This is a genomic window from Embleya sp. NBC_00896 (assembly GCF_045207785.1).
Lineage (GTDB): Bacteria > Actinomycetota > Actinomycetes > Streptomycetales > Streptomycetaceae > Embleya.
Map to the genome: position 1 here is coordinate 424,969 of NZ_CP108776.1, position 14,144 is coordinate 439,112.

The 14,144-nt window shown below is 69.9% G+C and carries 14 protein-coding genes; 6 read left to right on the forward strand and 8 right to left on the reverse strand.

Annotation, left to right across the window (positions count from 1 at the left end; all coding sequences use genetic code 11):
- Positions 1–12: 12 nt before the first annotated feature.
- From OG928_RS01950 to OG928_RS01975, 6 genes are all read left to right on the forward strand, one after another.
- On the forward strand, positions 13–273 hold the full coding sequence (locus OG928_RS01950) for a LysR family transcriptional regulator (RefSeq protein WP_406278186.1): 261 nt from the start codon (positions 13–15) through the stop codon (positions 271–273).
- A gap of 113 nt (positions 274–386) precedes the next feature.
- Positions 387–932: an AAA family ATPase gene (locus OG928_RS01955; protein ID WP_406278189.1), complete on the forward strand. Its 546-nt coding sequence runs from the start codon at positions 387–389 to the stop codon at positions 930–932.
- Positions 933–1,172: 240 nt separating this feature from the next.
- On the forward strand, positions 1,173–2,111 hold the full coding sequence (locus tag OG928_RS01960; protein ID WP_406278192.1) for a pyridoxamine 5'-phosphate oxidase family protein: 939 nt from the start codon (positions 1,173–1,175) through the stop codon (positions 2,109–2,111).
- A complete protein-coding gene (locus OG928_RS01965; RefSeq protein ID WP_406278195.1) occupies positions 2,108–2,728 on the forward strand; it encodes a pyridoxamine 5'-phosphate oxidase family protein in 621 nt (206 codons plus the stop codon). The genes OG928_RS01960 and OG928_RS01965 overlap by 4 nt, the downstream gene beginning before the upstream one ends.
- 202 nt (positions 2,729–2,930) lie before the next feature.
- Positions 2,931–4,475, forward strand: coding sequence for an MFS transporter (locus OG928_RS01970; protein ID WP_406278198.1), 1,545 nt, complete (start codon positions 2,931–2,933; stop codon positions 4,473–4,475).
- Between the two features lie 110 nt (positions 4,476–4,585).
- Positions 4,586–5,443 (forward strand): universal stress protein, encoded by an 858-nt coding sequence (locus OG928_RS01975; protein WP_406278201.1) that lies wholly within the window; start codon positions 4,586–4,588, stop codon positions 5,441–5,443.
- A gap of 163 nt (positions 5,444–5,606) precedes the next feature.
- Here OG928_RS01975 and OG928_RS01980 read toward each other — a convergent pair whose 3' ends face one another.
- The 8 genes from OG928_RS01980 to OG928_RS02015 form a co-directional block, all read right to left on the reverse strand.
- Positions 5,607–6,026, reverse strand: coding sequence for a CBS domain-containing protein (locus tag OG928_RS01980; protein ID WP_406278204.1), 420 nt, complete (start codon positions 6,024–6,026; stop codon positions 5,607–5,609).
- 174 nt (positions 6,027–6,200) lie between these two features.
- The gene (locus OG928_RS01985) at positions 6,201–7,550 is read right to left on the reverse strand and encodes a S28 family serine protease (protein ID WP_406278207.1); all 1,350 of its coding nucleotides are present in this window, start codon (positions 7,548–7,550) and stop codon (positions 6,201–6,203) included.
- A gap of 285 nt (positions 7,551–7,835) precedes the next feature.
- Entirely contained in the window at positions 7,836–8,843 is a 1,008-nt protein-coding gene (gene sbnB, locus OG928_RS01990) for a 2,3-diaminopropionate biosynthesis protein SbnB (RefSeq protein ID WP_406278210.1), read from the reverse strand.
- A 57-nt stretch (positions 8,844–8,900) separates the two neighbouring features.
- A complete protein-coding gene (gene sbnA / locus OG928_RS01995; RefSeq protein WP_406278213.1) occupies positions 8,901–9,848 on the reverse strand; it encodes a 2,3-diaminopropionate biosynthesis protein SbnA in 948 nt (315 codons plus the stop codon).
- Positions 9,849–9,911: 63 nt separating this feature from the next.
- Positions 9,912–11,168, reverse strand: a complete 1,257-nt coding sequence (locus tag OG928_RS02000; protein WP_406278216.1) for a glutamate synthase-related protein — start codon at positions 11,166–11,168, stop codon at positions 9,912–9,914.
- On the reverse strand, positions 11,165–12,184 hold the full coding sequence (locus OG928_RS02005; RefSeq protein WP_406278219.1) for an asparagine synthetase A: 1,020 nt from the start codon (positions 12,182–12,184) through the stop codon (positions 11,165–11,167). The genes OG928_RS02000 and OG928_RS02005 overlap by 4 nt, the downstream gene beginning before the upstream one ends.
- 9 nt (positions 12,185–12,193) lie before the next feature.
- Entirely contained in the window at positions 12,194–13,555 is a 1,362-nt protein-coding gene (locus OG928_RS02010) for a methylaspartate mutase (RefSeq protein WP_406278222.1), read from the reverse strand.
- Entirely contained in the window at positions 13,542–14,042 is a 501-nt protein-coding gene (locus tag OG928_RS02015) for a cobalamin B12-binding domain-containing protein (protein WP_406278225.1), read from the reverse strand. The genes OG928_RS02010 and OG928_RS02015 overlap by 14 nt, the downstream gene beginning before the upstream one ends.
- Positions 14,043–14,144 lie beyond the last annotated feature (102 nt).

The following is a 14,144-nucleotide window of genomic DNA, read 5'->3' on the forward strand; positions in this document are numbered from 1 at the left end:
TAGCCTTCAGCGATGGAACTACGCCACCTGGGCACGTTCACGGTCGTGGCCCGCGAGGGAACCCTCACCGGCGCGGCCCACGCACTCGGCATGGCGCAATCCTCCGTCGCGGACCACGTCCGCTGTCTGGAACGCTCACTCGGCCTGGCCCTGTTCGAACGCGACCACACCGGAATGCATCTCACCGAACCGGGTACCCGCCTGCTCACCTGGGCCCATCGCCTCCTCGACCAGGCCGAACAGGCCCGCCGCGACGTCACCGGCATCGCCTGACCCCACCCCGCCCCATCCCACCCGGCCCCGACACCCGCCCCACGCCGGGCGGGCGCACCGAGACCCGCCCCACCCATGCCGCCGACGTCGGCCGCCACGAGCAAGGGAACCTCATGACCGCGCCACTCCCCCAGGCCGTCATCCTCGTCACCGGGATCCAGGCCGCCGGGAAGTCGACCATCGCCCAGCTGCTCGCCGAGCGACTCCCCCGCTCGGTGCATGTGCGCGGCGACGCATTCCGGCGCATGGTCGTCAACGGCCGCGCGGACATGACCCCGGAGCCGTCCGAGGAAGCGGTTCGCCAGCTCCGGCTGCGGCACCGGTTGACCGCGGCCGCCTGCGACGCCTACTTCGACGAAGGGTTCACGGTCGTCGCCCAGGACGTGATCCTCGGCGACCACCTCGCCGAGCTGGTCCGCCTGATCCGGCACCGGCCGCTCCTGGTCGTGGTCCTCGCGCCCAGCCCCGACGCCATCGCCGCCCGCGAGGCCGGCCGCGGCAAGCAGGCCTACGACGCGTGGACGGTCGACCTCCTCGACCGAAGCCTGCGCACCGAGACCCCCCGGCTGGGCCTGTGGCTGGACACCTCCGACCAGACGCCGGACGAGACCGTGACCGAGATCCTCACCCGAGCCTGGCCGGAGGCCGAGATCGCCTGACGCGGCGCCGGCATACGCCTCGGCGACTCGCGGTCCGACCGCCTCCGAGGCCCACGAGCAAGATCCCTAAGAAATCTCCGAAGGTTGGTACCATTCTCCATTTCTAATGGCTATAGTCGATCCTAGACATTAGAAAATGAGCAGCGTCGCTGCCCCGTCGACCTCTCGACCAGCACGAGCACGAGCGCGGGCGCGGCGCCGCACACGATCCACCGCAGGACCACTTTCGGAAGGAATGCCGTGGCCACCCACTACCACCCCGGGGAACTCGCGGTCCAAGGCCGGGCCGAACTGACCCGCCAGGCGTCGTTCGCACTCGGCGGCATCGGCGATAGCGTCCCGCCGGTCGCCACGGCATTCCTGGCCGATCAACCCATGATCATCATCGGTGGCGCGGACGCCGCGGGCCGAATCTGGTCGTCCCAACTGACCGGCGACCCGGGCTTCCTGCGGACCCCCGACCCGCACACCCTCACCATCGACGCACTGCCGCTCCCCGAGGACCCGCTCGCGGAACTCCTCGGCGGACCGGCAACCGTCGGCATGATCGCGATCGAACCGACGTCCCGCCGCCGGATGCGGGTCAACGGGCGGTCCGTGCCCGTCGCCGGCGGCCTGCGCGTCGACCTCGACCAGGTCATCTCCAACTGCCCCAAGTACATCCAAAAGCGCGACTTCCGCATCCTCCGGAGCACGGGCGACCCAGCCGGCGCGAGCGGGGCCCGGAAGGTCACCGTCGGCACCGCGCTCACCGCCGCCCAGCAGGACGTGCTGCGCGCCGCGGACACCTTCTTCGTCGCCACCGCGGACCGCCTCGGCAACACCGATGCCTCCCACCGGGGCGGCAACCCGGGCTTCGTCCGGGTCCTCTCACCGACGGTGCTGCGCTGGCCGGACTACGTCGGCAACGCCATGTTCCTCACCCTGGGGAACCTGGAACTGCACCCGGCCGCAGGGCTGTTGGTACCCGGCTGGGACACCGGCTCGTCGCTCCACCTCTCCGGCACGGCCCGTACCGTCTGGGACGCCGCGGAGATCGCCGGCTTCCCGGGTGCCCAGCGCCTCGTCGAATTCACCGCCACCGACGTCGTACAGATCACCGACGCCGTCCCGCTCCGTTGGAACGAGCCCACCTACTCCCGCTTCAACCCGCCGACCTACCAGGAGGGCGAGCAATGACCAGCCGATACGCCCAGGTCGCGTTCACCCCGGACGTCCGACGGCACCAGGAGCGCCACGGCAGCCACGCCGCGTACAGCAGGATGGCGGCCGACGGCCCGGCCACCGCAGACCGTATCGGCGCGAACGAGGCGCTGTTCATCGGCGAGCGCGACAGCTTCTACCTGGCCACCGTCGGCCGGACCGGATGGCCGTACATCCAACACCGCGGCGGCCCACCCGGCTTCCTCCGGGTCCTGGACCAACACACCCTGGGCTTCGCCGACTTCCGCGGCAACAAGCAGTACATCAGCCGGGGCAACCTCGACCACGACAACCGGGTGTCGCTGTTCCTGATGGACTACGCCACCCAGACCCGCATGAAGATCTTCGGCCGCGCCCGCGTCGTCGAGGCCGGCGACGACCCCGCCCTGATCGCCGACCTGACGATCGCCGACTACTCCGCCAAGGTGGAGCGGGCGGTGCTCGTCGACGTCGAGGCGTACGACTGGAACTGCCGCCAACACATCCCACAACTGTTCCCGCGGGACGCGATCCAAGCGGCCCTCGGCACACTGCGGGATCGCGTCGCCGAACTCGAACGACAGAACGCGGAACTGCGGCGACGCGCGCAGTGAACAACGGGCACCGGCCACGGCCCGGTGCGGCCTTGCGCGGGCTGCCGTAGACCCACCGGTGTGGCCCGCGGCGACCGGGCAGCCGCGGGTCCGCCGGCTGGTGGGGTCCCGCTCACGGGCTTACGGTCGAACGAGTGAGTGTGACCGTTCACAGGTGCGCGACCGCGCACGGTGCGGCACACCCTGTGCAGCCGGACCCATCATGACGAGCTCACAGCCGACGCCCCCGCACACCGCCGCCCCGGCGAAACGGAGCGGCGGCAATGGTATCGCCCTCCTCGTGATCGCCTCGTGCCAGTTGATGGTGGTCCTCGACATCACCATCGTGAACATCGCCCTCCCGCACATCCAACAGTCGTTGGACTTCTCGACCACCAGCCTGTCCTGGGTCGTGAACGCGTACACGCTCACCTTCGGCGGCCTGCTCCTGCTCGGTGGCCGCGCGGGCGACATCCTCGGCCGCAGACGGGTGTTCATCTTCGGCGTGCTGCTGTTCGTGCTCGCCTCGCTGCTCGGTGGAATCGCACAGAGCGGCCCGCAGCTCCTGGCCGCACGCGCCATCCAGGGTGCCGGCGGTGCGATCGCCTCCCCGACGGCGCTGGCCCTGATCACCACGATCTTCGCCGAAGGACCCGCGCGTAACCGGGCGTTCGGGGTATTCGCGGCGGTCTCCGCGGGTGGCGGCGCGATCGGGCTGCTCATGGGCGGGATCCTGGTGGAGTGGCTCGACTGGCGCTGGGTGTTCTTCGTCAACGTGCCGATCGGTGTGCTGATCGCCGTCGCGACCCCGCGCTACATCAGGGAGTCCGAGCGCCATCCCGGCCGATTCGACCTGGCGGGGGCGCTCACGTCCACACTCGGCATCGGCTCGCTCGTGTACGGCTTCATCCGGGCCGCGCAGGACGGCTGGCGCGACCCGGTGACCATCGGCGCCTTCACCGCGGCCCTCGTCCTGCTCGCGATCTTCTTCGCCGTCGAGCGCCGGTCCAGGCAGCCGATCACGCCATTGTGGCTGTTTACCGACCGTAACCGGTCGGGTTCGTTCGCGATGATGTTCTGCCTCGCCGCCGCGATGTTCGGCATGTTCTTCTTCCTGACCCTCTTCGTGCAGAACATCCTGGGCTTCAGCCCGCTCATGGCCGGACTCGGGTTCCTCCCGGTGAGCGCGGTCATCGCCGTGAGCGCGGGCCTGACCTCGCAACTCCTGCCCCGTTACGGCCCCAAGCCGTTCATGGTGATCGGCGCGCTGCTCGCGGCGGGCGGTCTGGGCTGGCTCACGATGACCGACGTCGACAGCACGTACGCCGGCAGCATCCTGGGCCCGATGCTCGTGTTCAGCATGGGCATGGGCATGCAGTTCGTGTCGCTGACCCTCATGGCGGTCTCCAACGTCGCGCCGCACGAGACGGGAGCGGCCTCGGGCGTGCTCAACGCGACGCAGCAGGTGGGCGGTTCGCTGGGCCTGTCCATCCTGGTCACGGTCTTCGGCGCGGCCAACCGGAACGAGGCGAAGGAGCAGATCCCCCAGTTCCTGGACCAGGCGACGCCGGCGCAGCGGGCCGCGTTCGACCGGACCGGGGAGCTGCCCGCTCCGTGGAGCGACCAGGTGCTCGCCACGGGTATCTCGGCGGCGTTCGTCGTGGCCGCGATCTTCGCGATCGTCGCGGCGCTGATCGCGCTCTTCGTGATCCAGGTGCGCGCCTCGGACCTGGAACGGCTCCGGGGCTCGGGCGGCGAACCCCCCTGATCGGGACGCGCGCCACGCGAGATCGCAAGCTTTGCGTACCCGGTCGCTCTCGACGCCCGTCGGAACGGGTATGACCCTGGTGGATCCCCGTCGACGTCGAGGAGCCCTGCATGTCCTCCGCCGCACACAGCGAAATCGATCTCGGGGTCCTGGCCGGCTACGACGGTTCGCCTGCGGCCGACCACGCGCTGGACTGGGCCGCGCGCGATGCCGCCGCCCGGCGTGTGCCGCTGTACATCGTCATGGGGGTGCCCGAAACCGGGCTCACCCACCATCCTCCTCGGGTCGAGGTGCGCGAGCACGCGTACGCGCTGGTCGACAGGGCCACCGCGAGCGTGCGCGAGCGGTTCGTCGGTCTGGACGTGGAGCGGTCGGTGCGCACGGGCGATGGCGCCGAGGCGGTGCTCGCCGCGAGCGAGCGGTGCGACACCATCGTCATGGGCAGTCGCGGCCACGGCGGATTCGCCGGCCTGCTCCTGGGGTCGGTCTCGCTGCGGGTGTGCGCGCACACCACGTGCCCGGTCGTGGTCGTCCACACCACCGCGTCCGAGGACGCCACCGGCGTCGTGGTGGGGGTCGGCGGTCCTGAGGACGCGCCCGCGCTGGAGTTCGGGGCCCGCCACGCGCGTCGGCTCGGGGGCGGCCTGCGCGCCATGCACTCGTGGGCGCTCCCGGTGACCGGTCTGGCGCCGGGCCTGATGTTGCCGTCCATGGTCGACGCCGAACGCAGCGAGATGATCAGTCAGGTGGTGGACTCGATCCGGGTCTTCGACCCCGAGCTGCCGGTGGACACCGTGGTGATGAACGGGTTGGCCGGCCGCGACCTGGTCGACGCATCCGCGGGCAGCGCGCTCGTGGTCGTCGCCGCGCACCGCAAGCACGGGCCCCTGCCGATGCGCCTGGGCCCCACCACCCACGCCGTACTGCACCACGCGCACTGCCCGGTGGCCGTGGTTCCGGTGCGCTGAGCGGTTCCGGGTTCCGGTGGGCTGAGCGCGGCGCCCCCGCACACCGCGGCCAGCACACACCGACGGCCGCCCTCCGCGACCCCGGTCGCCCGGGTGGAGCCGCGGGGAGCGGCCGATCGATGGTGGGGGTTACCGCGTGTACCGGTTACCGCGTGTACCGCTTCTACCGCGCCGCGTAGACGTTCTCGGCGAACGCGGCGATCTGCTCCTCCGTAAGATGCCGCGCCAGGTCCGACTCGCTGATCATGCCGACCAGACGCTTGCGCTCGATCACCGGCAGGCGGCGAATCTGGTGTTCCTGCATCTCGCGCAGTACGTCGCCGATGTCGGCTTCGGCGTCGATCCAGCGCGGGGTGCCCTCGCACAGTTCCCCGGCCGTGCACTCGGCCGGATCACGGCCCACGGCAACACACTTGGTGACGATGTCGCGGTCGGTGATGATGCCGCAGAGCCGCTCGTTCGCGTCACTGACCGGCAGCGAGCCCACGTCGAGTTCACGCATCAACCGGGCGGCCCGGTCCAGCGTCTCCGTCATCGGAATCCACTGCGCACCCTCGTGCATGATGTCCTTGGCCATGGTCATGGTGTGCCCTCTCGCAATGCCCACCGCCGGCAGTACGCCGGCCGAAGGGCTCGGGACCGCGCCGCGGACGCCGCACGCGGTCCTCTCATCGTCTCCGGCCCGGCCGGCATCGTCCACTCGGGTGAGCGCCGACGCCGTGGGGCGCACGTCCCCGCCGTGATGGGCGCCGGTGGATCACACCCCGGCCCACCGGCGCAGCGCGGCGCTCGCGCGGGCGGCGTCCCCGGGCGCGAGGGCGCCGATGCTCACACTGTGGCCGGCGTGCGGCGCCACGAGGACCCGCGCGTCCCGGCTGCCGGGACCCAGTCGGAACGGCTCGGCACGGACCGGGTCGTTCTCGCCGTAGACGAAGAGTATTTCGCTGCCCCGCAGCCGCACCCAGCGGTCGATGTCACGCATCGCCTCGGGCTCGAAGCGCAGCGCGATGTCTCGCGGCACATAGCTGCGCACCTCCTGGATGCCGGGATAACGCAGCAGGCCGTCCAGGTGCGGGGTCGCGACCTGTATGTATCCGAGCTGGGTGCCGAGTTGGTAGAAGTAGGGACGGAAGAACTCGACGCTGCTGTCCGTGTAGACCGCGAGGCGGGTGATCCCGTCGACCCACGCGTACAACTCGTCGGAGGACGCGGCCGGCGTGGGCACATCGGCGCACTTCTGCTCGCCCGCGTACATCCAGAACATCGTCGGCAGGCGCAGCACCGCGAGCTCGAACGCCTTGTCGACGCTGCCCAGCGTCTCGAAGGTCTGGCCCTTCTCCTTGGCCCACTGCGCGTAGCGGGCCCCCATCTCGTCCCGTCGTACGAGTGCCTCGCGCTGCACCGCTTGGAGCGCGGCCCGGCACTCGGGCGTGCCCACGCGAGCCAGGAACTCGTCATACGCGGTGTCGTCGCGGTCGTCGGTGTTGTTGGGCGCGGAGTAGACGACGCTGCCGTCGACGTCGTTCGGGTAGAAACGCCGGTGGTAGACCGTCGTCATGCCGCCCTTGCTGCCGCCGGTGGATATCCAGGAGCCCCGGTAGATCGACTTCAGGGCCTCGATGAGCCGGTGGTGGTCGGCGGCCGCCTGTTGGATGTTCAGGTTCGCCAGGTCGGCGGGATCGGGGCTGGATGTACCGAAGTAGCGCTGCTCGGTGTAGATCTGGTTGCCGTCGAGGAGGGTGGCCGGCTCGGAGCGGAAGTTCGGCCCCGCGCCGAGGTCGTATCCGCTGGTGTAGAGGACCATCGGCCGCTGGGTGGACCTGTGCTGAAGGCTCAGCCGCTGCTCGAACGAACCCCGCTCGGGGTGCCGGTGGTCATTGGGTTGGCGATAGGTCAGTTCGAAGTACCGAATGCCCGGCGCGGCAGGTTTCTCACCCACCACCCGCATGCCCGGTATCCCCTCGATCCGCGCCCGAATGTCGGCCTCGGCCGCCGCATCGGTGGCGCTCGCCTCCGCACGCGCCGGCACCGCCACGCCGGAACCCACGAGCCCGAGCACCGCGGAAAACAACAGGAGCGCCGCGACCCCGCGACCGCCGCGCCCCACCGAACCACCACGCCGAGCCGACAGCCCCGCCCGATGGTCACCCCGCCTTTGATTTTCCACCATTTTCGCCATGCCCCAAGCAAACCCAAACCCCCCATCCCACCGGATCCCCGCCCCGAGGGACCCGCCTCCCCCATCCGGGGGAAACCGGCGACCGGGCTGGGCTGGGCTGTTGGGGTCGGGTCGGGTCGGGGATGCCCCGGCTCGCACACGTCGGGTTTCACGAACGTGCGCGAGCTTCGGGGTGCGAGGGGGGCGGCGTGGGTGGTCGCGGCAGGGTGGGGGTTACCAGCGGGTGGGCTCGGCGAAGAAGGTGGGGATCTCGGTGGTCCTTCCTCGGGCCTTGGCGGCCTCGTAGATGTGGTGGCCCACGGCGAGGTCGAGGACGCCCAGGCCGAACGGGGAGAAGATGGTCGTGCGGTCCGCGTCGATCCGCACCCTGCCGAGCAGGACGTCGGCGAGCGTGCCGTCGATGAAGTCACGGGTTCCGTACTCGATCTCGGTCAGGTGCGGCGACGTCTGCGCGGTCAGGCAGTGGTCCAGGTCGTCGAGGATGTTGTGGCACTTGATCATCACCGTGGGGTGCACGTCCCGGAGCGACAGGTTCAGGATCAGCTGATCCGGGCGGAGCGTCTGCGCGTCGCTGAGCCACGGCGCGGGCGCGGTGGTGGCGAGGACGACGAGGTCGGCCGTCGCCAGTGCCGAGTCGATGTCGGTCGCGCTCCGCGCCGACCAGCCGTGCGTGTCGCACAGATAGGACGCGAACGTCCGCGCGTAGGCGTCGACGTGGTCGTGCACCAGGCACTCGCGCACGGACAGGTCGCGCGCCGCGAGGAAGTCCGACACGGTCCGTCCGATCACCCCGGCACCGACGAACAGCACGTTGCGGGGGTACTCCCCGGCCGCGAGCGTCTCGACGGCCAGCGCCGCGGACGCCGCGGTGCGGGCGGCGCTGATCTGCGAGGCCTCCAGGCAGGCGAACGGGTACCCGGTCTCGGCGTCGTTGAGGATGAGCACGGCGGACGCGCGGGGTAGGTTCCGCGCGATGTTGGGCGGGAAACTGGCTATCCACTTCAGGCCGGACACGGGCCGCTCGCCGCCCAGGTGGGCGGGGAGCGCGATGATGCGGCAGGTCGGCTGCTCCGGAAAGCGCAGGAAGTAGCTGTTGGGGTTCACGGTCGCGCCCCTGCTGTGCTGGAGATACGTATCGCGAACGATCTCCAGGATCTTCGCCGGGGAAGCGGCGATCACCTCCTGCGCGACCGTTCCGTCGACTACGTGGAATGACGACATCGGGGACACCTTTCGCACTCGTGACACTCGTGACACTGGTGGCAACGTGGACACGACCTAGGCCGAGTCGCGGAACCGCTCGTTCACCCAGCCGTCGTTGTAGATCGTCCGGAGATAGCGCTCGCCCAGGTCGGGGGAGATCGCCGCGATCCGGCTCGACGGGGGGAAGCCCGCGCCGTATTGCCTGATCGCCGCGAGTATCGATCCGGTGGAGCCGCCGACCAGGAGGCCGTAGTCGCGGGCCAGCCGCCGACACTCGCGGATCGCGTCCCCCTCGGCGACGAACACGACCTCGTCGGCGAGTTCCGGCCGGAACAGCTCCGGTCGGCGGCTGGCCCCCAGGCCCGGGATGCAACGCGGCCCGGGCTGCGTACCGAAGATCACCGAACCCAGGGCGTCGACCGCGACGATGCGGGTCTCGGGTGAGTACTCGCGCAGGTACTGGGCGCAGCCGACGAACGTCCCCGTCGATCCGGTCCCCACGAACAGGTAGTCGATCTGCTGTAGTTCCTTGAGCATGCTGGGCCCCGTCAGCTCGTAGTGCGCGCGGGGGTTGGCCGGGTTCGCGTACTGGTTGAGCCACACCATGGTCGGGTCCGCCGCGGTGCGCTCCCGGATATAGGCGATGCGCGACTGCAGGAAACCGCCGTTGGCGTCCTTGCTGTCGACGACGACGACCTCGGACCCGAGGGCACGCATGTGGTCCGTACTCGTGGTCGAGGTGTTCGGGTCCACCACACAGGTGAAGGGATAGCCCTTCGTGGCGCAGATCGAGCTGAGCGCGATGCCGAGATTCCCGGACGACGACTCGATGATCCGGGTTCCGGGCGACAGCCGGCCGTGATTCTCGGCGTCCTCGATCAGGCTCAGCGCCGTCTTCAGCTTGACCGATCCGGCGGGATTCAGGCCCTCCATCTTGAGGAACACGTCCGCGTCCCGGGCCAGATACGGCAGGCGGATGAAGATGTCGTCGGTGACGATCTCATACGCGTTCTCATAGATCATGATGAGCCCTCCGCCTACGCACGATGAGTGATACCGGAGCGACCGGAGTCGATGGCGTCGCCATTACCCGTCCCCGTGCCGCGATGGATCGGACGGTCGCCACAGGTCCTCGCCGTCGACCTCGTCCGTCGCGTACTTGCCGAGCGCGCTGATGAGCAGCCGCATCTCGAGCGCCATGGCGCCCACCATCCGCTCGAGTCCCCTCTCGGGGTCCTCGTCGACGGCGATCAGCGCGGCCCGGCCCAGTCCCACGGCCGAGGCGCCGAGGGCCAGCAGCTTCACCGCGCGCGGCCCGTCCCACACCCGGCCGCCGGCGAGCAGCGTGCCCTCGTCCGGGTTCACCCGGCGCAGGCATTCGGCGAGCGGAAGGCCGACGTGTTCGAGGAACGACGTGGGCGCCCAGCCGGTCCCGCCCTCCGCGCCGTCCACGGTGACCGCGTCCGCGCCGGCCCGCCAGGCGACGCTCGCGGCCTGCGCGACATCGCGGCCGGGGAAGAGCTTGACCCAGCATCGGGCGCGCGGGTAGTTGTTGCGCATCAGATGGATCTGCTGGCGGAAGATCTCCTCGGTGAACGTGCCCGGGCACGAGCAACGCAGCACCGAGCCCTCGGAGTTCAGCCGCTCGATGGCGTACTGGTCGTCCAGGCCGGGGACCGCGTCCTCGCTGATCATGGTGAGACCGCCGAGTCCGGGCTTGGCCCCCTGTCCGACCTTCAGCTCGAAGACCAGCCGTCCGGTCTCGATCAGTCGGCCGACCGCCGGATCGCTGTAGACGTGGTTCCATACCTCGGAGTTCGCGTCCTCGGTGCTCTGCTGGACGCAGATGCCGCCGAGTTCGTCCGGCAACTCCTCGAGGTAGGCGTGGATCCGCTCCAGCAGGCCCTTGCGGTGCTCGTCGCCGGTCGAGCGGAAGCCGTTCATCGGCGCGACGTTCTCGCCGATGATCATCGGCATGCCGATCCGGCCGGCCTGGCGGCTGATGGCCAGGCTGGTACTGGCCACGCGCGTGGAGCCCAGCGCCGAGACGTACACCGGCAGCGGTGACCGCAGGCCGCCGAACGCCGAGTCCAGGCGGACGTCCGAGTACAGCGGCTCGCGGCCCAACTCGATCAGCTTGGCCAGCCGGCCCGGCATGAAGACCGGCGGGGCCAGCCGCAGCGCGTCGATGTCGTCGCCGGCCGGCGCGGCCCGGCCGACCGGCTCGGCGCCGAACACGGCGGTGCCGTAGTCGGTCAGGGGTGGGAAGATCGCGGCCGCGCCGTCCCGCGCGCGCTGTCGTACGGCGTCCTCGGGGAAACCGGGTGCCTTGAGGTGGGTCATGGCGACACGACCCCCGCGAGCTTCGGGAACGCGGTCGCCTCCCAGACCGAGTCCAGCCCGGCCACCCAGCGGGTGAGGCGTTCGACACCGATGCCGAAGCCGGCGCTGGCGGGAATGCCGTTGCGCACGACGTCGAGGTACCAGGCGTACTTCGACGGGTTCTCACCCGTCTCCCGCATGCGCGTGATGATCTTGACGTACTCGAATTCCCGCTCGCTGCCGCTGCACAGCTCACCGCACGACTCGGGGGCGATGAGATCGAAGTTCATCAGGGTCGACGGCTCCGACGTGCTCTCCTTGTCGTAGAACCCTCGGGATCCCTTGGGGTAGCCGACGATGAAGAACGGCGCCGACGCGTCCCGGGAGATGAGCTCCTCGGCCTCCCACTCGATCTCGGTGCCGGCGGCCTGCGGGTATCCCCCTCGACGCAGCCGCTCGACCACCTCGCCGTGCGGGATGCGCGCGAACGGCTTCTCGACGAAGGCCCGCAGTGTCGCCGGGTCGCGCTCCAGGACGGCGAGGTCGTCGGCGCACTCGGTGACGACCTTGGTGACCGCGTGCCGGATCACGCCTTCGACCAGATCCATCGCGTCATCGCGGCCGGCCCCGGCGACCTCGACGTCGATCTGCCGGAACTCGGTGAGGTGCCGACGGGTGGAACTCGTCTCGATGGGCTCCAGGCGGACGTTGGGTGCCACCAGGAAGATCCGGTCGAACGCGAGCAACGACGCCTGCTTGTACAGGATGGCGCTGGTCATCAGCTTGTAGTGGTGCCCGTAGTAGTCGATGTCCGCCTGCTTCGCGCCGCGCGAACCGGGGTCGGTCACCGGGCCGATGATGGGGTGCGACATCTCCACGGCCCCGCCGGCCCACAGGAATTCGCGGGCGCCGGCGATGAGCGCCTGCTGGATCCGCAACGTCGCCCGCGTACGCGGATCGGCCAGATGCAGCCGCGGCGAGGGGAGGGCGTCGGCGGGGGCGGGAGCGACGGGGGGAAGATCGATGTGAATGGTCATGTCCGGTCCTTACTCGGGTCGAACGCGTGGGGTCGAACTCGTGGGGGTCGAACTCGTGGGGGTCGAACTCGTGAAGTGGGACTCGCGAGGTCGAACGTGTGCGGAATGTGCGTCGTCGTAGCGGGATTTGACATAGCTCAGGGCGAACAGCAGGCCTGCCGAGGTCAGTTGCTCCGCTTGGTGCGTGGGCGTGAGGTGATCGATCGGCAATGAGCCGGTCCGGGACCACTCCAGGCGGCCCCGGTCGGAGATGACACTTCGGGTCCGCCCGGCGTTGTCCGGATGCAGGCAGTACGGAACGTCCAGGTAGCCCTGGGCGAACGCCCGAACCAGTGCCTTGCCGATGTCGTCGTTGAGGTCCAGGACCGCGTCGATGAGCGCGCGCGCCTCGGCCTTGATGCCCGTCGAAGCCGGCGCCGCCGAGCGCCGATCGGTGCCGCGGGCCGCCGCGTCGGCCACTTCGAGCGCGGTCACGTTCTCCGCGATCGACGGGATGCGCTCCGCCTCCGCCGCGGTCTTGACGATCAACCGGGTGGCACCCGTCCGCACGGCCAACCGCGCCGCGTCGGCGACCAGGCCCAGGGCGCCGGGCGCGGTGCTCGGGTACAGCCCCATGTACGCGTAGATCACCACGTGCCACGCGGTCGTCGGCATCAGCTCCGCCGCGATCTCGTGCAGTGCCAGAACGGCTTCCTCGTCCTGCTCGGGGCTGGTCTGCTGCGCGTAGCTCAAGGAGATGCTGTGGATCCCGTGTTGGCGGAAGAACAGGCCCTCGAGCACGGTGATGGCGATCAGCAGCGAGGGCGGGCACAACTGGCCCAGCATGCAACCGCCGAAGCTTTCGAGATGCGGTTCGACACCGCGGTCGCGGAGCGAGGCCAGCTTGCGACAGGCTTCACGCCACGCCTCCACGGACTTCCGCACGGGGGTACGGCTGTAGGGCAGGCAGTACGAGATCGGTCCACCCTCGGTGGCATCGATCCCGGCGTCGATGAGCGCGTCGAAGATGCGGCCCGGCAGCGGTGATCCGTGGCGAACCTGGAGCGGGAAATCCGTCCCGCAGACGCCGTCGAGCATCGCTTTCGTGGTCGTGGTGCCGAAGTTGACGATCGGGTACCCATTGAGGCACCGGCCCTCCCGCAGGGCGCGCTCGACCGCGGTGAAGTCCCCCACTCGGGTGAAGCTGTCCAGCGTCAGGGTGCCGACCGTCGTGGCGGCCGCGCCTTTGGTGGCGATCAGGCCCGCCCGCATCCGCGCGGGGTCGCCGAATCCCATCCGGGGTTGAACGACGAGGGTGCGCGACCGTCGGGCGGCGTTCAGGAAGTCGTGGAACGCGCCGCCGAGACCGGCGCCGGGGTCAGAAGGTCGCATCGGCGTATGCCGTCTCGCGGGTGCCGGTCGATCCCGCGGACGGAACACGATCCAGCAACGAGAGCAGGTCCGGCACCGCCGTCGCACCGACGAGAACCGCGTCGAAACCCGCTTCGAGCAGCGGCCGGAAGCCCGCGGCGGCGTGCGATCCGGACGTGTCGATCTTGCCGCCGATGACCAGCGGGACGTCGCGCAGCTCGTCCGTGGCGCGCACCGCCCGGGCGACGTTCACACCTTCGTGCAGACCGTGCCCGTTCACAGTGCTGATCACGATCAGATCGGGCCGGCACTGCGTCGACTCGGTGACGAGTGTGGTCAGCGGAACGCAGGCACCGAGATTGGTGACTTCACAGCCGTGCTCCTCGAGGAGCAGCTGAAGGAACAGCAGATTCCAGGTGTGCGAATCGGACGGTATTGTGCTGAGCACGATATTACGGGAGCGGGATCGGGATAATTCCCTGCTCGGGGACTGCCGACGCAGTGCCACAGCCGACCTGCCTTTCCACATCGTGAGCGAGACCGCGATCAGAGCGATCGGGGCCGGTATTCGCGGATGCGCTTCCGCCGACGCCGAGCTTGCGACGCCGCG